The organism is Candidatus Bathyarchaeota archaeon (assembly GCA_026014685.1).
Taxonomy (GTDB): Archaea; Thermoproteota; Bathyarchaeia; order Bathyarchaeales; family Bathycorpusculaceae; genus Bathycorpusculum.
Genome location: JAOZHW010000015.1, coordinates 154,205 through 171,857, shown reverse-complemented (window position 1 = coordinate 171,857; position 17,653 = coordinate 154,205). Strand labels below are relative to the sequence as shown.

The 17,653-nt window shown below is 47.3% G+C and carries 18 protein-coding genes; 8 read left to right on the top strand and 10 right to left on the bottom strand.

Annotation, left to right across the window (positions count from 1 at the left end):
* Positions 1-269 precede the first annotated feature (269 nt).
* The 3 genes from NWE96_10715 to NWE96_10705 all read left to right on the top strand — a co-directional run bounded on the left by NWE96_10715 (position 270) and on the right by NWE96_10705 (position 2,837).
* A complete protein-coding gene (locus NWE96_10715) occupies positions 270-1,421 on the top strand; it encodes a DEAD/DEAH box helicase (GenBank protein ID MCW3984445.1) in 1,152 nt (383 codons plus the stop codon).
* A gap of 62 nt (positions 1,422-1,483) precedes the next feature.
* Entirely contained in the window at positions 1,484-2,410 is a 927-nt protein-coding gene (locus NWE96_10710) for a hypothetical protein (protein ID MCW3984444.1), read from the top strand.
* A 28-nt stretch (positions 2,411-2,438) separates the two neighbouring features.
* Positions 2,439-2,837: a hypothetical protein gene (locus NWE96_10705; GenBank protein MCW3984443.1), complete on the top strand. Its 399-nt coding sequence runs from the start codon at positions 2,439-2,441 to the stop codon at positions 2,835-2,837.
* 39 nt (positions 2,838-2,876) lie between these two features.
* On the opposite strand, the gene NWE96_10700 is transcribed toward NWE96_10705, so the two are convergent.
* The 3 genes from NWE96_10700 to NWE96_10690 all read right to left on the bottom strand — a co-directional run bounded on the left by NWE96_10700 (position 2,877) and on the right by NWE96_10690 (position 4,096).
* Positions 2,877-3,587 (bottom strand): DNA alkylation repair protein, encoded by a 711-nt coding sequence (locus NWE96_10700; GenBank protein ID MCW3984442.1) that lies wholly within the window; start codon positions 3,585-3,587, stop codon positions 2,877-2,879.
* Positions 3,588-3,660: 73 nt separating this feature from the next.
* Positions 3,661-3,948: a hypothetical protein gene (locus tag NWE96_10695; protein ID MCW3984441.1), complete on the bottom strand. Its 288-nt coding sequence runs from the start codon at positions 3,946-3,948 to the stop codon at positions 3,661-3,663.
* Positions 3,941-4,096, bottom strand: coding sequence for a ribbon-helix-helix domain-containing protein (locus NWE96_10690; protein MCW3984440.1), 156 nt, complete (start codon positions 4,094-4,096; stop codon positions 3,941-3,943). The genes NWE96_10695 and NWE96_10690 overlap by 8 nt, the downstream gene beginning before the upstream one ends.
* 208 nt (positions 4,097-4,304) lie before the next feature.
* Between NWE96_10690 and NWE96_10685 the strand changes: the two genes are divergently transcribed.
* Positions 4,305-5,633: a tRNA (N(6)-L-threonylcarbamoyladenosine(37)-C(2))-methylthiotransferase gene (locus NWE96_10685; GenBank protein ID MCW3984439.1), complete on the top strand. Its 1,329-nt coding sequence runs from the start codon at positions 4,305-4,307 to the stop codon at positions 5,631-5,633.
* A gap of 30 nt (positions 5,634-5,663) precedes the next feature.
* Here the strand turns inward: NWE96_10685 and NWE96_10680 are convergent, their stop codons facing one another.
* A complete protein-coding gene (locus tag NWE96_10680) occupies positions 5,664-7,916 on the bottom strand; it encodes a PocR ligand-binding domain-containing protein (GenBank protein MCW3984438.1) in 2,253 nt (750 codons plus the stop codon).
* A 224-nt stretch (positions 7,917-8,140) separates the two neighbouring features.
* Here NWE96_10680 and NWE96_10675 point away from each other — a divergent pair, with 224 nt between their 5' ends.
* On the top strand, positions 8,141-8,404 hold the full coding sequence (locus NWE96_10675) for a hypothetical protein (GenBank protein ID MCW3984437.1): 264 nt from the start codon (positions 8,141-8,143) through the stop codon (positions 8,402-8,404).
* Between the two features lie 71 nt (positions 8,405-8,475).
* Here the strand turns inward: NWE96_10675 and NWE96_10670 are convergent, their stop codons facing one another.
* Together NWE96_10670 and NWE96_10665 are read right to left on the bottom strand one after the other, a co-directional pair.
* Positions 8,476-9,891, bottom strand: a complete 1,416-nt coding sequence (locus tag NWE96_10670) for an MEDS domain-containing protein (protein ID MCW3984436.1) — start codon at positions 9,889-9,891, stop codon at positions 8,476-8,478.
* 163 nt (positions 9,892-10,054) lie between these two features.
* The gene (locus NWE96_10665; GenBank protein MCW3984435.1) at positions 10,055-10,258 is read right to left on the bottom strand and encodes a hypothetical protein; all 204 of its coding nucleotides are present in this window, start codon (positions 10,256-10,258) and stop codon (positions 10,055-10,057) included.
* 99 nt (positions 10,259-10,357) lie between these two features.
* On the opposite strand from NWE96_10665, the gene hypF reads away from it, so the two are divergent.
* From hypF to hypD, 3 genes are read left to right on the top strand one after another with little or no spacing between them, the layout of a single operon-like run.
* Positions 10,358-12,640, top strand: a complete 2,283-nt coding sequence (gene hypF / locus NWE96_10660; protein ID MCW3984434.1) for a carbamoyltransferase HypF — start codon at positions 10,358-10,360, stop codon at positions 12,638-12,640.
* Between the two features lie 51 nt (positions 12,641-12,691).
* Positions 12,692-12,916 (top strand): HypC/HybG/HupF family hydrogenase formation chaperone, encoded by a 225-nt coding sequence (locus NWE96_10655; GenBank protein MCW3984433.1) that lies wholly within the window; start codon positions 12,692-12,694, stop codon positions 12,914-12,916.
* Between the two features lie 12 nt (positions 12,917-12,928).
* The gene (hypD, locus tag NWE96_10650) at positions 12,929-14,020 is read left to right on the top strand and encodes a hydrogenase formation protein HypD (GenBank protein MCW3984432.1); all 1,092 of its coding nucleotides are present in this window, start codon (positions 12,929-12,931) and stop codon (positions 14,018-14,020) included.
* Positions 14,021-14,028: 8 nt separating this feature from the next.
* On the opposite strand, the gene NWE96_10645 is transcribed toward hypD, so the two are convergent.
* The 4 genes from NWE96_10645 to NWE96_10630 all read right to left on the bottom strand — a co-directional run bounded on the left by NWE96_10645 (position 14,029) and on the right by NWE96_10630 (position 17,614).
* Entirely contained in the window at positions 14,029-14,202 is a 174-nt protein-coding gene (locus NWE96_10645) for a hypothetical protein (protein ID MCW3984431.1), read from the bottom strand.
* Between the two features lie 283 nt (positions 14,203-14,485).
* Positions 14,486-16,078, bottom strand: a complete 1,593-nt coding sequence (locus NWE96_10640) for a glycosyltransferase family 39 protein (GenBank protein MCW3984430.1) — start codon at positions 16,076-16,078, stop codon at positions 14,486-14,488.
* An 85-nt stretch (positions 16,079-16,163) separates the two neighbouring features.
* Positions 16,164-17,225, bottom strand: a complete 1,062-nt coding sequence (gene hypE / locus NWE96_10635) for a hydrogenase expression/formation protein HypE (GenBank protein MCW3984429.1) — start codon at positions 17,223-17,225, stop codon at positions 16,164-16,166.
* 98 nt (positions 17,226-17,323) lie between these two features.
* Entirely contained in the window at positions 17,324-17,614 is a 291-nt protein-coding gene (locus NWE96_10630) for a hypothetical protein (protein MCW3984428.1), read from the bottom strand.
* Positions 17,615-17,653: the final 39 nt, after the last annotated feature.

Below are 17,653 nucleotides of genomic sequence, written 5' to 3'. Positions count from 1 at the left end.
CTGGGATGATGTGAGGCGACGGCTTCGAGCCGCTGGCTGTGAGAGCTCGTCAATTAATCGCTGACCCAAATGACGCTTTATTAAGCAGTTGCGGTGTTTTCGCTGTTTTTAGGGCTTCTGAACGTTGATTTTGCAATGATTTTTGCTAAAAGTTTTTATACGCCCCAGCCCAACATGTGGCTGTCACATTAACTCATGTATCACAAAGCTGCCAAGCTTTCAGAAAAGCATGAAAAAACATCTGTGGCAGAAGAACAGTAGAAATGCAAATGCAATCATTTAAGGACTTACCGATAAAACCAGAAGTCCTAAGAAGTATAAACGAACTTGGGTTTGACACACTTTTTCCGATTCAAGCTCAAGCAATAATGCCCTTACTCGAAGGCAAAGACGTCATCGGGCAAGCACAAACAGGAACAGGCAAAACAGCCGCTTTCGGCGTTCCCATGGTAGAAAACCTAAACCGTGACATCCGCGGCGTCCAAGGACTCATTTTGGTACCCACACGCGAATTAGCCAACCAAGTGGCCGATAACATCGCAAAATTCGGCAAATACGCCAAGGTTAAGGTTCTAGCCGTCTATGGCGGAGAATCAATCAACAAACAAATTCATTCGCTCGCAAGCGGAGTCAATATCGTCGTCGGCACCCCCGGCAGACTCATCGACCTCATGGAACGCAGAGTGCTAAACTTGGGTTCAGTGCGTTTTGTTGTTTTAGACGAAGCTGACCGCATGCTCGACATGGGCTTCATAGAAGACATCGAATTCATACTCTCCAAAACCCCACGCGACCGCCAAACCGCCCTCTTCAGTGCAACCATGGACGAAAACGTCATGCGCCTCGCCAACAAGTACATGCGCAACCCACAGAAAATCCTTGTAAGCAAAGACGAAATCGCGCTAACACAAATGAAACAATACTACCTCGTCGTCAACCAAGGCGGCAAACTCAACGCCCTTTGCGACTTACTCCAAGACGACCGCGTTGAAAAAGCCATCATATTCTGCCGAACACGCCACGAAACCAGCCGCTTAGCCGACCAACTCTACAAACGCGGCCACCGCAGTCAAGTACTTCACGCAGGCTTTACCCAAGCTCAAAGAGACCGCGCAATCAACGAATTCCGCCACGGCAGACGAACCCTTCTGGTCGCAACAGACGTCGCCGCGAGAGGTCTCGACATACCCGACATCACACACATATTCAACTACGACGTACCCGAAGACCCACCGAACTATTTCCACCGCATCGGCAGAACCGCACGCAAAGGCGAAGACGGAACAGCCATCACACTTGTTAGTTACGGCGAAATGTCTAACTTTAACAACATCAAAGCCTTGACTAAAACCAGAATCGAAGAAATCAAAACCCAATGCGGAAACACTCAAGAAGACTCACCTATTCAGAGCTTCTTCTAAACTTTCTTTTTAGTCCGTTTTTGATTAAAATATAAAAGTTGACTCCGTCAATACTGTTGTGCATGAATAAAATTGTCGCGGGCATCGCTCACGAAGTTGTAGAGTTCACAAACAGAAGCCTAATCAAAAACTTGATCATAATCACCTGTTGTATTCTGCTGGTGTTTGTTCAGCTTTTCTTTCCTTATCAGTATTATGCGTCGGCACAGAAGAACAATTCCGAGTTTCAAGTGGGGATTCATTATGTCTTTGAACAGGATGATTTATCAGAGATCTATGGCCAAGTCGCACGGATTCATGATTTAGGTTTCAAAGTCATCCGAATCACTATGGAATGCGACACTGAAGATTATACTCACTACCAGAACCGCAAAAACGACGCGTTTTTTGCAGCCACCGAATATTACGGTTTAGACGTCGCCTTAGTTATCAAAACACTAGACACACCCGAAAAAGTGGATTACTACCTAAACCGCTGGGGACACCGCCTCGCATACATCCAGATTTTTAACGAGCCTGAACTGTCCTCGACTTGGACGCTAGGAGCCATGTTCACCGACGACGAAATCACATCAAAATTTAACATAATGTATGATACGGTTCAGGCGCATCATCTTGACGTGCAGCTCTACACTAATTTCGGAATAAGCTACATAATCCGAACTAACGTGCCGATTGAGTTGAGTAAAAAGCTGGATTTTGTGGGGTTGGACATTTTCATGGATGCGTTTTTGGTGCTCTCACCCCAATTCGTCGATGTACTGCACAAAATCACTAACCGCGACGTAGTGATTACAGAGTTCGGCATGTCTACATCTAACAGTCAAGCCCAAACCGACTTTATCCTAAAAGGCTTAACACTCTACAAGAACATGGGATTAAAAGGCTGCTGGCTTGTTTACTGGAACAGCGCCGCAGACCATTACGGCATAAGAGGCACACCAACAGAAACTGCAGTAGGTGAATGGATTGCTAAAAATATTGTCTGATATCTGTCAACGACTACAACGGCTACCTTTGATAGCGAAGCTTTTCTTACAAGGCATAATCTTAACAGGTGTTTTATCAGAAGTTGCGTTTTATCTCGATGGCGCCCAAACGTCTTTTATGATGTACATGCCGCCAATAGGTTTCGCCTTGTTGCTGGTGGTAACTTACTTGATTCAACCCATAGCCGTCGGCGCTCTAAACATTTTTCTCATAAACATCCTCTATGGCACCAAAGGCTGGCAGGTAGAGTTCTGGCTAAACGGCATCTTCCTCTTGCTGGCTTTCACAACCATAAACTTGGTCTTCCAGACGACACTGGGATGGTCTTTGCTGGTTGCCGCGGTGGTTGATGTGGCGCTGTTGGCGATTCCGTTTGGAGCGATTGCACGATTTAGTAATGGCGGCTGGAAAAAACCAATCAATTAAACCCTAAAATAACCAGCTTACCACTTAGGCGGTCCGCAGTTATTCCTTCTTCATGGCTTCTGCTTTGAGTTCTTTTGGCATCAACTCAATCGCGTAACGCAGCGCCGTTCGCGGCATAACTTTTTGGTGTTTTACCACGTAGTCGAAGACTTCTTTTTGGTGCACACGGCTTTCTTCTTTGAGCAGCCAACCGTATCCCTTCTGCACCAAGTCGTCGCCGTCCAAGAGTAGCGCGTCACAGATTTCGAAGGCGTCTTTGAGGAATTTGCCGCGCTTTGCTGGAACAATGAAGGATACAGCAGCAGCGCGTTTAAGCCAGCGGTTTTGGCTTTTTGCCCAGCTTTTCACTTCGCTGACAATTTCAGGGCATTTCTGGATTAAATCGCCGACGGTGTGGTTGCAGAAGCTGTCGCATTTAGCCCAGTTATCCACGTAGTTTTCGATCCAGCGTTTAAAGGTGGTTATGTCGATGGCTTCGAGTTTGTCAATGTATTTTGACAGCCAGTTGGAAACGACGAAGGCTTCCTCCATGTAGCCTGAACGCAGAAGGTCTTCACATAAACCAAAAATATCTTGCTTTCCTAAAAGCCTGACTTGAAGCCAATACTTCTTTGCGACTTTGCCAACAATAGCCGTTTTTATACCGTAAACTTTGATTTGTTCTTTAAAGAAGTGCTGCGCAGTCTGCTTGGTTTTTTCGTCTGCGTTTGCTTGCAGATCGGCACGTATACCGTTTAGGATAGAGACCATAACAACAAGCAGCTAACAAGTAGATATTAATTTTTATTAAGAATTATGCGACTAAAAGGGTGGGTAGGAAGAACTAGAAGTCTTCCATTTGGTAGAGGCCCAAGTCGATGTTGAGGGTTTTTTCTGGGCCGCCGCAGTCGTCGAGGTCGTAGAGGTGGCTGGTGACTTTTTCTAGTCGACTCTTTTTGGCAGTCACTTTTGTTTTAACCATCCTAACTTTTACTTTGCCAGTTTTGCGTTTACGGCTGATGCAGGGCGCCGCAATCACCAAAGGAGTTTCGATGATTGAGGGCGCAACTTCAACCTTCACGTCTTCGGGCATTAGGGGGCATTTTAATTCGTCATGTAGGGGTTTAGTCAACGCCTTTTCTCCTCCAAACTTCTGCACTGATTAAGTCTCTTATTGCAACTCGTATGGCTTCGGCGCGGTTGGGGTAGAACCGTTCGTCCACCAACTGGTCCAAAGCTTTTATATACGTTTCAGGTAGATACAGAGTGATTAGTTTCAAGCGAGTTAACTCTCCCTGCGGGTTTTATGACTATACACCACTACTGGACACTTATACTTCTACATATTATGAAACAAATATGCACATAACATGTTGGTTCCATAATTTATAAATGACAAATGGGGTATGTATCAGGTATCTGTCAATTTCCCCCATACAGGGAACACGTTTTTATGCCAAGACACAGCAACTAACGAACAGGTAACAAATGCCCTCAAAAGTCCACATAAAAAACTACGGCTGCTCCTCAAACATCGCCGACGGCGAAACCCTGTCCGGATGTCTAAAACAAGCAGGCTACAACCTCACCACATCCGAAGCGGAAGCAGACCTCATAATCTACAACAGTTGTGCCGTGAAAGGACCCACCGAGAACCGCATAATCAACGACATAAAAGGCGCCCCGAAAGACAAAAAAATCGTCGTTGCAGGTTGCCTGCCTAAAATCAGCTTTGAACGCCTCAGCCGCGAAGTCCACTTTGACGGTGCTGTTGGGCCAGCGCTCGGCGGAGAAATCGTAGATATTGTGGGGCGTGTTTTGGCTGGCGAAAAAGTCACTGACCTATCAGCTAAGAAAGAGAATCCACTGCTCAGTTTGCCCCATCAGCGAAGCAACCCTGTGGTTAGTATCGTTCCGATTAATTTTGGGTGTTTAGGCAGCTGTGCCTACTGCTGCGTTGTGCAAGCACGGGGACACCTGCGAAGCTACAACATAAAAGACATAGTCCAACGTGTACAGGTTGATTTCGATTCGGGCGCAAGAGAGTTTTGGTTAACTTCACAGGACACGGCAAGCTACGGCAGAGACATAAAAACCGACTTAGCGGCGTTGCTTTTGGCGATTGACAGGTTAAAGGGTGATTTCCGGGTTCGAGTGGGCATGATGACGCCTAATTTGGTCACCGACATCGAAGAACGGTTGATCTGTGCTTTTGAGTCGGAGCGGGTTTTCAAGTTTCTACATTTGCCCGTGCAAAGCGGCGACAACACCGTCCTCAAAGAAATGCAGAGATTCTACACGGTTGAACAATTCAAAGCCACCGTCGAAGCTTTCAGAGACACATTCCCCGACTTAACAGTTGCCACCGACGTCATCGTGGGTTATCCAGGTGAAACGCCGCAAGCATTTGAGCACACACTGCAACTACTCAAAGATGTTGAACCAGACATAACTAACGTCTCCAAATTTTTCGCTAGACCCAAAACACCAGCCTGGAATATCCGCGAAGGGTTGGTGGATAAAGAAGAAATCAAAAATCGAAGCAGCATAGCAGCGGAGTTGGCGAAGCAGATTTCAGCGAAACGCAACCAGCGTTGGATCGGCTGGAGTGGCCAGGTGTTTTTTGATGAAAAGGGCAAAGTCGAGGGGTCATGGATTGGCCGCAACTTCGCGTACAAACCTGTCGTTGTTCAGTGTAGCGAAGAGTTGTTAGGTAAAACATGTAAGGTTGAAGTTAAGGGGGCCGCCCAGACTTACCTCAAAGGCAAGGTTGTAGAAGAAGAGCACAGTGACGAGTTGGGTTACGTGGCTATTTGATTCGAAACGGTTAACTTGAATCCGCATGTTCTATTTTTTTAGACTGCGAACAACATGCACAGAAGCAAACGGCTTCCCATCATCACCCCTAATCGGAGTAGTAGTAATGGCAATATCTCCAAGCCGAGCATCAAAAAGTTTCACAGTATGTTCTTTACCATCAGCAACCGTTTGTGAATGCGGACAAACTTCAGGAGGCACATCCGTACCATGCACACACCTAAAGCAAGGCATCCCGATACACTGCTCAGCCTTAACGCCTAAACGGTCAGCCATAGCTTTGTTAACTCGTAGAATCCTGTGTTTTTTGTCCATTATTGCAATCATATCTGGAAGGGCATCAAAAGTTTGTTCCCACTCATGCTTTGCTTTCGCAAGCTGCCCCTCTGCCAATTTACGCCTAGTGATATCGACAAATGTTGTAATTATGTGATCTTGGTTGTTTATGGAGATTTTTTCTACTGAAACAATAGTTGGAATCAACTTGCCCGATTTAGTTCTAAAAGTAACTTCTACGTTGCGGACACTTTTTTCTTTACTGAAAATCTCAAAGAACTCTTTCTGAGCATGCGGATTAGCAAACACGTTAAGTTCAGGGGCAGTACAACCAATGACTTCTTCTCTGTTGTACTCTAAAAGGTCAAGAAATGTCTGGTTCACATCGACAAATCGGCCGTCAGAAAGTCGTGAAATACTCAACGCAACTGGACTCTGGTTAAAAGCCTTCGAGAAGCGTTCCTCACTCAAACGCCAAGCTTCCTCAGCATGTTTAGCAGCGGCCTTCATCCTAAGTAGCATGATGCCATGTGAAAAGTCGCTGGCTAACTCGGCGAGCAACTTTACTTCGTCATCAGAAAACGGGTTAAGCTCACGTGAGTAAATGTTTATTGCACCAAAAGCTTTACCCTCAGACATTAGAGGTAACGCGATACACGAAGAGTAACCACGAGCTACCGCTAATGGACGCCAAATAGCAAAATTTGGGTCAGTACGCATATCTGCACAAATCTGAGGCTGACCTGTTCGGATAGCCCTGCCTGTTGGACCTTGCCCACGTTCAGTGTCTGCCCAAGTGACTTTTAGAGCATCAATGTAGCCTTGATCGAACCCTGCGTAAGCCATCGGCTTAACCGATTTCGCTTCGTCATCCAAGGCAAAACCTATCCAAACCAAAGTGTACCCGCAGTCTTCAACAATAATTCGGCAACCCTGCTGTAAGAAAGCTGCCTCGTCGGTGGCGCGCATCAAAACTTGGTTGCTGTTGCTAATTGCCCGCAACGCGCGGTTTAGTCGACGGAGCTTCTGTTCATTGAGTTTGTGCTCGGTTATGTCTTGAACGGTGCCAAAGCCGCCGATAAGTAAACCGTTTTGGTCGAATTCTAACTCGGCCTTTTCATGAACCCAACGAGTTTCCCCTTGAGCAAGTATCCGATGTTCCAAGTCGTAGATTTCTCCGCGAAGCGCCGCTTTCCATGCTTTATCTACTGTTTCTCGGTCTTCAGGGTGAACTAAACCGAGAAATGTTTCATAATGTAAGGGGGTGCCCTTTTTGATACCGAATATTTTGTATGTTTCATCCGACCATGTTAACTCGTTGTTCTGGAGATTTAACCGCCAACTTCCAGTTTTAGCTACTTCTTGAGCATGCATAAGGTCATGGTGGCTTTCTCGAAGCTGTGCTTCGACAAGTTTCTGGTCAGATAAGGCTTTGGTTAGTTTTAGGTTGATGTAACTAATTTTGGAAATCATTTCAGAAAGTTTCGCGTAGAAATGCATAAGGTTCATAACTACCGCACGGTTCCACCTTGGAACGCGGTCCAAAGCAGCCAGGTAAGCGTCTTTGTCAAAACCGTACTTTTCTGCTTGCTCAACAAAAACTTGTCTGTCTACCACTTCGTCGTCGAAAAAAAACTGCCCCGAAAAAAGGTTCCCAACATGCCGTTCACCAATGATTATGGGGGTAACGATATCCCACATGTTATTTTTACATTTAAAAGCCCTAAATTCTCCTCTTGCAACACCTTGAGTTAGCTGGATGTCGGTTTCTAAACAATTCCAAAACGACTGCGGATTAACCCTGTGAAATTTTGTGCAAATATCTTGCCAGCCCGCGGAAGCCAACACGTTTCCTTTGAGGTCTTTGATTGCAAAACTTATTTTGGTAACAGCGTAAAGGTCATTCATCATCGACTGGAACGCTTCAACATCCATTATGTTTGCCAATTCTTGTCCCTCAAAATCGGACTTTTCGTATGCATTCAGTCGAGACGGTACACTATCCAACCAGAGTTACACCTGAATCCAACTGCTCACGCAACTTGCTTATCAATATTACCCAAAAACCCCCAAAAAAAGGTCAGATAGCGAGGGAGCAAACAGAAGTTCCAGCATTGTTTTCGGTTTATGCTGATTCACTTGTTGTGTCAAGCCTACAGTCACATGAGTTTAAGACAAGTTTCAACAAATAAGGCTCAAGGCACAGTGAGGGAAGATAGATGCAGAAGAGTTTGAATTTAGAAGAAAAGGCAAACCCAAGATGCGAGGGGCAACAACCGCTTGGCCGATCAAACATAGACAAAGCCATGTTTGATATTATGTTTGTCCACAACGATGACAGTCAGTCGGTTGAGGTTGTGGAGAGTTCAACCATAGATTTCAACGCTATCATAGAGCACCTCAGAGAGGGCAATTCAATTTTTATTGCGCCAAAAATTCATTACACACCTAAGAAAAGCAAACGCCTAAGACAAAACTACATTAACCATATCTAAGATGCCGCAAAACAGGAGTAAACAACATAGTCAGCGCAATGTACACTACCAGCACACGCTGCATCTTGGAGTTAACTTATAGCGACGCGACCAAGCTCTTTGTCTAACCAGCTAAACAGCACTTTTCCATGTGATTTCACAAGCTCTGAGTAGACGTTAACTGGATTATTTGGATTCATAAGTTGTTCTGCGCGGAAAGCGCAAATAGCGATCATCGGTACACTGGGGTTTTTATGCAAATACCGCTCGTAATCAACCAGTTCCTTGACCAAGTTGTGTTTGAAGAAACAAGCAGTCTCCCCCGCCACACGTAAACCCCTAAAACCGCGCGAAACCGCTTCATCGAAATATTTTCTCCAAAGCTGTTCTGTTGTCTCTATTTGAAATTGGCCATCTATTATGTAGTGTTGTGTATAATCTAAAACCTTCAAGGCACCGCTTTTCTGATGTTTGGCTACGTCGATGCCTATTTGCGTCATGGCGGCAGTTACTTCCTCCACACTTGACTCAGAACAAACATAAACAGCTGCTTCGCCATTCTGTAAACCGAATTTAAGGTAAGTTAAGAGCACTTTGAATTTTGCGTCCACTGTTTCATACAAAAGAATAACGTGTTGGGAAGGCTTCATCTTTTTAACGAAGCTTATGAGCCGCTCGCTATCGCTGCTTACGTTCAGAGGAACTAACTCAACGGAGGACTCCCAGAGGTCTTCGAAAAGTTTTTTGTAAACGCTAACATGCGGCAGATTATTCGACCACAACAAGGGTTTATCAGCCAAATAACCCTCCGTTGAGGTGGCGATTAAAACCTGTTTACTGTCGACGATCAAGAAGTGGTTGGGAAGACTTTCAGAGTACCGAACAGAAACCCCGGATTTATCTGCAAACACCTGCCGGATGGCTTTTCTTAGTTGATCTTCCCCCCCTTTAGCTGGATTGGAGATTAAGCGAAATTTTACGCCCCGACCGACGGCGGCGATCAGTGATTCGGAATAGAACTTGACGAATTGAAGAATTTTTTCACGTGAAGAAACATATTCGATTTGGGTTTGAGCAAGGTCTATTAGAGCTTTAATTTTGCTTAAGGCAACAGCTTTTTCTGAAGTTAAAGAGAACTGTTCACCGTCACCCATTTTGGATTCTTTGGAGCTGGTTTGGAAATGTTTGAGAAACTCTGCTTTCTTGGCGGACAACTCTGCAATGCGATTCTTTGCTTTTTCTTCCTCATTTTTTATTAGGATTTCAAGGGCGTTCTCCACTGAGGTGGCTTTGAGTTTAACAGGGGTGCTCAGGGTCTTCTCGATTAAACCCATTTTTTCCAGCTTCGGCAAAATGCGATAAACTTCTTCTCGGCGAACCTTTGAATGCTTGGAGATTTCGCCAACCGCAGCGGTGCCTAAAAAAACTAGCGATAGGTAGACTTTGGCTTGTTTAACTGTCATACCGAAACTTGAAAGGGTTTCAGCATTCTGCTCGATACTGTTCAAAGATACCCTTAACCCCTTAAACGCATCTATAAGTCTATTGAGCTGTATAATACTTTTGTAAGAAGTAACTGGGTAACTGCAAGCTTATGCACAGAAATTCAAGCCAAACCACGCGACGTCTCAGCGTCTACCTCCCCTCCCTTATTTAAAGCTGCGAAAACCACTATTGCCTTTTGAAGACTTTTAGCAACAGTTTCTCGCCTAACCAACAGAAAAACAGCACCACCACAAACGGCCCCAAAAAGAAACCGAAAACAACCTCATTGTTGGTTGTTGCCGCCTGAGCCAAAACAGGGAACATAGCCACGCCTCCTAGGACTAAGCATACAGTGAGCACGAAAGCGACGGCAAACGTAGCAGGCTTCATACATTGGGATTGTTCTTTAGCTGTTTTAAGGGTTGTCTGAGAAAATCTAGAAATGTATAAGAGATTACCTCGACCCAAAGTTAAGTTAAGGTTAACTGTTTGCGTGTCAAACTTGTCGTTTCGGGTATTGTTCAGGGCGTAGGTTTTCGTCCCTTCATCTACCGTACCGCCGTAAAGCACGGGTTAGCGGGGTATGTGCAGAACAGGGGTGACGCGGGCGTAGAAATCCTACTCGAGGGAGACACGCAAAAAATCGAGGCGTTTATGGCTGGTTTGCAGGCTGAGAAGCCGCCGCTGGCCAGAATAGACCAAATCCAACGCACCGAGCTTTTGGGCAAAAACGAACACAGCCAATTCACGATTATCCAGAGCTCCCAAGAAGCCGAACAATCAGGCTCCGTCATACCACCCGACATAGCCATCTGCAACCAATGCCTAACTGAACTCCGCAACCCAAGCGACCCCCGCTTCGACTACTTCTTCATAACCTGCACCGACTGCGGTCCCCGCTTCACCATCATCGAGCGACTACCCTACGACCGAGAAAACACAACCATGCGCGAGTTTCCGCTGTGCGGCTTCTGTCAAAAAGAGTACGTGGATCCTGCTAACAGGCGGTTTCATGCGCAGACGGTGGCGTGCCCAACCTGCGGACCCAAAGCTTACCTAACCACATGCGACGGCGAACCTGTAGAAGTAGGCGACCCTGTGCGGGAAGCTGGACGGCTCCTTTCGGAGGGTAGCATTTTGGCGGTGAAGGGGTATGGTGGGTTCCACATTGCTGCGTCGACTGTGCTTGAGGAACCGTTGCTGAGGCTTCGAGAAACCAAGCACCGCAAGGAGAAACCTTTTGCGATTATGGCGCGGAGTTTGGAGGCGGCTAAAAGTTTTGGTGTGGTGGAGGCAAAGGAGGCGGAATTGCTGTCATCTCCTCAGCGCCCCATCGTTTTGCTCACCAAAAACAGCCGATATAACCTCTCATCGTTGGTTGCGCCTAACCTGCACAATGTCGGCGTCATGTTGCCCTACACGGGCTTGCACTACATGCTCTTTGACGGCGTGGCTGATTCCGCGTTTGTTATGACCAGCGCAAACCCCCCAAACCAACCCATCGTTAAAGACAACGCTGAAGGCCTCAAAATACTCGGCAGAACAGTAGACTACTTCTTGTTTCATGATAGAAAAATCGCTCACCGATGCGACGACAGCGTGATGCGACTGCACGGTGACCGCCCAGTTTTTCTACGCCGAAGTCGTGGCTACGCCCCAGCCCCAATACGCCTCAAACACAAATCCAAGCGCTGCGTGGTAGGGTTAGGCGGCGAATTAAACAACACAGCCTGTGTGCTCCACGAAGACAAAGCCTTCATAAGCCAACACATCGGCGACGTAGAAAACCTCGAAACCCAAACCTTCCTCCAAGAAGCCACCACACACCTCCAGCACCTAACCAACACCCACGCCGAGGTCATCGCCTGCGATTTACACCCAAAATTCAACACCACCCGCCTTGCCAAGGAGCTGACAGAGTCGCAGGGGTTGCCGCTGATTCAGGTGCAGCATCACTTTGCACACGCGGCGGCGTTGATGGCGGAGCACGGTTTAGACGATGTTGTTGCGGTGACTTGTGATGGCTACGGTTACGGCTCCGACGGCGAGGCTTGGGGCGGTGAAGTTCTATACGCAAGAAATGGTTCAGCGGAGTTCTGTAGGTTGGGTCATTTAGAGCATCAGGCTCTTTTGGGTGGCGACTTGGCTAGCCGTTATCCTGTGCGTTTGGCGGCGGCGATGCTCAACAAGGCAGGCGTTGAAGTTCAGGAGTGGCTTTTGAAAAACAGCAACCTGCTATCTTACGGGGAAATGGAAGCTGAACTCATCTTAAACCAACTAAGAAAAGGCACAGGCGTGGTTCAAACGACTAGTTGCGGTAGGGTTCTTGACGCGGTTTCGGCTCTATTAGGCATCTGTACGGCTCGTACCTATGAGGGGGAACCTGCGATGAAGTTGGAATCCGCAGCGTTAACTGGCAGGGACGTTTTGCAGCTTAAACCGCAGATTTATGGAAATATACTTGGGACTTCTTACTTGATTAAGGCTATCTATGACAGTTTAGGTAGGGTTTCTGTTGCAGATTTAGCATACACCGCCCATTCTTACATAGCTCAGGGTCTTGCTTCTTTGACTGTTGAGCAAGCTCAGGTTCAGGGCACAAAAAACGTGGGTTTCACAGGCGGCGCAGCATGCAACCAACTCCTCGCACATCACATGCGGTTGGCGGTTGAAGCGGCGGGTTTAAGTTTCTTTGTGCATGAGGCGGTTCCAGCAGGCGACGGCGGAGTCTCTTTTGGTCAAGCAGTTGTTGCATCATTTTCATCTTTTTAGACCAATCAGTTTTTATCGCCCCAAAACCCATTTCCTTGGTATCTGATGTTTATGTGTTTAGCTATTCCTGCCAAAATTATGTCTCTACAGGGCGAAACTGCCCAAGTTGACTTCGGCCAGGGCGTGCTGAGGGAAGTTAACGTGTCGCTTGTTGAGGCTAAACTGGGCGATTATGTGCTTGTGCACGCAGGCTACGCCATCCAAGTTCTTGAAGAACAAGAGGCGCTGGAAACTTTGAGCCTCTGGAACGACGTTATCGCTTCAACTGGAGAATAGCGAGGCATCTTTGTGTCAACGAACCTCCGCTTTAGAAACCCCGAGTTGGCCCAGAGCATCGCAAAAAAAATCCGTGAAGTTGCACCGAAGAAGGGGCAAGTAAAGATTTGCCATGTCTGCGGAACGCACGAATGGACTATAACCCATTTTGGGTTGCGCAGTTTGTTGCCTGAGAACGTGGAGGTTATCGCTGGACCTGGTTGTCCAGTGTGTATCGTCCCTGCTGCAGAGGTTGATGAGGCTGTGCTGCTGGCTAATCAGGGGAATGTTATAACCTGCTTCGGTGACTTGTTGCGGGTGCCGGGAAGTGAATCTTCGCTTTTGGAGGCTAAAGCAGGCGGCGCTGACGTTCGAATAGTTTATGCGCTTTCTGACGCGGTGGAAATGGCAAAGAAGGAACCACAGAAGGACTTTGTGTTTCATGCTGTCGGGTTCGAAACCACTGCTCCGATAACTGCCGTTGAAGCGTTAGGGGATTTGCCTAAGAACTTTAGTTTCTTGGTTTCGCATCGCCTTATCCCCCCCGCTATGGAGCTGCTCCTTGGCGTGGGTGACCTTGAAATTGACGGTTTCATCGCGCCGGGGCATGTAAGCGCCATCATTGGCTTGAAACCGTATGAACTCTTCACACGGGTGTACCGAATGCCCACCGTAGTTGCTGGGTTTGAGCCAAACGATGTTTTGATGGCTATCTACATGATTGTGAAGCAGCACAGCGAAAACGATGCTAAACTCGAAAACGAGTATTCAAGGGTAGTGAAGCCCGAGGGTAACAAGAAAGCTCAAGAAATGATCGAGAAAGCCTTTGAGGTCACGGCTGGCAACTGGCGGGGCATAGGTAGACTCCCCGACTCCGCGTTGCAACTCCGCGAATCCCTCGCAACCTACGATGCCCGCAAAAAATACGGCGTAAAATTGGAAAAAGGCAAAGATATTCTGTTGGGCTGCGAGTGTCACTTGGTGATTATTGGGAAAATTAAGCCTAAAGAATGCCCTATGTTTCTCAAAGCCTGTACTCCAGCTAAACCCGTCGGTGCCTGTATGGTGAGCAGTGAAGGTACCTGCCGTGTGTGGGCAAAGAACGTCGCCGCCAACTCGCCTTAAAAGAGAGTTTAGCGGATTGCCTGTTCGATTTTGGATTCGCGTTTGGTGCTGGTGACTTCTCGGAATAGTTCAAGGCATTCTTCTTTGGTTGGCGCTTCGATGCATATGCTTCCGTAGGCGCCTATGTCGATGCGGTAACTTCTTTCTTTATCTATTCTTTCAACTTGTTTAATTTGAGCCATGCTGTTTCCCCTCTAAATTTGGTTTATACATAACATTGCGTCACTGATTATATTCTTAATGTCGTCTCAGCGGTCTATCGTTTTATGCCCTAACTTGCCACTAAAACGTTGTAAACGATAAATTAAAGGAGAGCTTAAACGCAAGAAGGGAAGTTCAGGAAGAGAGAGGGGAAACACCTGCGTTTAAGCGTCCTTAACTTACTACTTTGTTTTGTGCCATAAATACCGATGTTGGTACATCCATGCAACAACAAACCAGCAGACAAACTGACCCTTGATTCAACTAACCCACGGTGTTTGCTGTGCCGTTAACTTGGAACACAAAAAATCTGTTAGGTTTCACCCCAATTGTTGCCTCGTGGCTAAATTCGCCGCTATCCCGTATTAATTCCCCTATTGACGCCGCCGTCAAGGTTGAGTTGTAGTAGGTTTCGCCTCGGTTTTCGAAGAGAATCAGGTATTTGACGTTGTTGGTTTTGCATAGCTTGGTCAGGGTGGTTATGTTGAAGTTCGGGGTGTAGGTGTCTGCTGGTTCAAGTGGGTAGAGCAGCACTTTATTGGTTTTAGATTCGTAGGCTTTCAAGTAGAACTCAACACCTTTCTGGTTCACCAAGTTAACTCCACATACCACCATCACTGCATCGTCTTGCCCCAACCTTTCTGCTATGTAGTTAACCGTCTCAGGTAACTCGATGTATTTGGAGTCTTCAGATATCCAACTATACGCGTCAACCACGCTGGCAACAAGCACACCCCCAGATAAGCAAATTAGAACGCCCGCCGACAGCTTAGCAACAAACTTTTTGTTCGAAGGCGTCTGTGCAGAACGCCAGATGTCGGCAAACTTTGCGTATAGAAATATGATTAGGTTGGATGCTGAGATGGCTAAAACTGGAAAAAAGGGCATCACGTAACGCCAACTTCTTGTTCCCACAAAAGTAAAAAAGACATACACTACAGCAAACCACACGAGCAGGAGTTTGTCTTCTGGTTTTCGGCGCCAAACCAAGAAACCAAGCCCCAACAAACCCATTACAAAAACAGGCAGCAGAATTGGATGCATGTAGTCAAAGGGCATGGTTGTTTCTAGCATGTAGAAAATCGGTAGGGGGAAACGGGCGCCGTAAACGTTGGTTAAGGTGTCGCTTGACTGCATCAGCCCCAGCCACTGCCACAAAATCCCCGACGAATAAATCCACACCAACGTGGGCACAATTATTACCGCCGCAGACGCAAGCAGAAGCGGAAAACGGGAAATTTTAGCTTTGAAGTAGTTGTTGCGGTAGAAAAGCAGCGGCAAAGCAACCAAAATAACCAACCCCGCGACGATGGCTTGATACTTCGTCAAAGTCGCCAACCCCAACAGTAATCCACAGAGAATTATAGCGCTGTTTTTTCCGCTATGCAACCAAACCAAAAACATCAGAAGCGTGGCCGTGAAGAAAAAAGTGATGGGAATGTCGAGAAGCGCCACTCGTGAGATGAAAATGTAGCCTGGCATAGTCGCCAGTATAGCGCAGGAAACAAACGCCACTTTACGCCCGTACGCTTTGGAGGCAAGCGCAAACACCGCTGCCAACGTGAGTAGAGAAAAAGTTACGGAAACCAGCCGCGCCGAGAAAACGCTGGCTCCAAAGACGCCGAAGTAGCCTGCGGTGACAAAATCCATCAAGGGCGGATACCGCGTAAACATGAGGTACTCGCTGATTCTGCCTTGGTAGATCATAAATCCGCCTAGAAGGCGTACTGTTTCATCCCACACCGCGCTCATGTACGTTAAATGTATCGAGAAACCTACGGCGCAGACGACAAAAAGGGTTAGGAGTAGTATGTGCCATCGCTTAAGCCCAAACCTGCCGGGGTCTAAGTTTAGCATATGCTTCTGTAGCTTTTCGGCGTATGTTTTTTATTAATTTTTGCAAAATACCCTGATTTGGGCTAAGGAACACGCACTCGATTCATCAGCAGATGCGCGGCACAGGGTCACCCACTGGACGAGCAATAATCCGCTTTCCTCCAACCGCCGTCTGCATCGCAACCCTCCTAAACTCCGCCGTAGCTTCCCCAATTATCTGTGCCTCTCTGCCCTGAGGGGTTCCCCGCAGAAACTCTAGCGCTTCCTGTGCTTTTTCTGGGATGACTCCTATGATGAGTTTACCTTCGTTACCGATTTCAAGCGGGTCCAAGCCGAGCATTTCGCACGCAGCTTGCACGTCTGGGTGGATGGGGATTTTGTCTTCGTGGGTTAAGATGCCGATGTGGGATTTTTCTGTCCACTCGTTTAGCGCATCTGCCAAACCCCCACGGGTGGGGTCTTTCATGGCGACAACCCCGCCTACCTCGCCGAGGAGCGCCTGTGCCATGCGGTTTAGGGGTTTAACGTCGGATTTGATTTCGCTGCCAAACTTTAGCCCCTGCTGCGCCGAAAGCACAGCGATTCCATGGTCCCCTATAGCGCCCAATAGGATGATTTTGTCTCCTGCGGCAAGGTTTGAATCCAATGTCCAGCGGGCGTTGAGTTCCCGTTTTTTCTTGACTATTGTGAGGTTGTGATCTAAAGCAGGGGTGCGTTTACCGATGCCTGAAACATTCATAACACAGCCGCCTAACGCGCCCCTTTCGACGACTTTAGTGTCGCCTGTGACGATGCCCACGTCGGCTTCCAGGCACGCTTCCCGCATGCTTGCGAGGATGCGCTCTAAATCCGAAAGCGCCAACCCCTCCTCCAAAACAAGCCCACACGCCAACGCAAACGGCTGCGCACCCAAACAGCTGATGTCGTTGACAGTGCCTGAGATGGCTATGCGCCCGATGTCTCCGCCGGGGAAAAAGATGGGTTTCACTGCGTGGGAATCACTTTTGAAAACTATGTCGCCGACGACTGCTGCGTCGTCCATGGCTTCAAGGGGAACTTCCGCGTTGCCGATGCCGCCAAACGCTTTTACGATGTAGTTTTTGACGAGGTCATGCATGACGGTGCCTCCTGCGCCATGCAACATAGTGATTTTCTCAGTTTTTTCCATGGTTTATCGGGCTCTTTGGGGTTTTTTGCTTGAATAGACTACCCTAAATGACTGAAATAAACGCATCGCAAAAATCCCGTAAGTGGGGGTAGAAAAATTTAGGCATTGACCTCTGGGGTTTGTTCTTCTTCCTCTTGAGGTAATGCTTCTTCTTGTTGCTGTTCTTCTCCTTCTCCTTTAGCCATGACTGCAACGATTAGTGAGAGCACTGCAATTACCAGGTAAGGTGTTATGGTGTTGAGGACGTATAGGATGATGTATTCTGCGGGGGCGCCGGTGCTGTACAATGCGAGTAGGAGGTATGTTGTTGCGGCTTGGAAAGCGGTGAAAACGAAGGTTGCGATGGCAAAGAAGGTGGCTATTTTTCCGATGGTTTTCCAGTTTTTCAAGGTTATACCTGCGTTTGAGTGGGGTCGCATGCTCTTTAA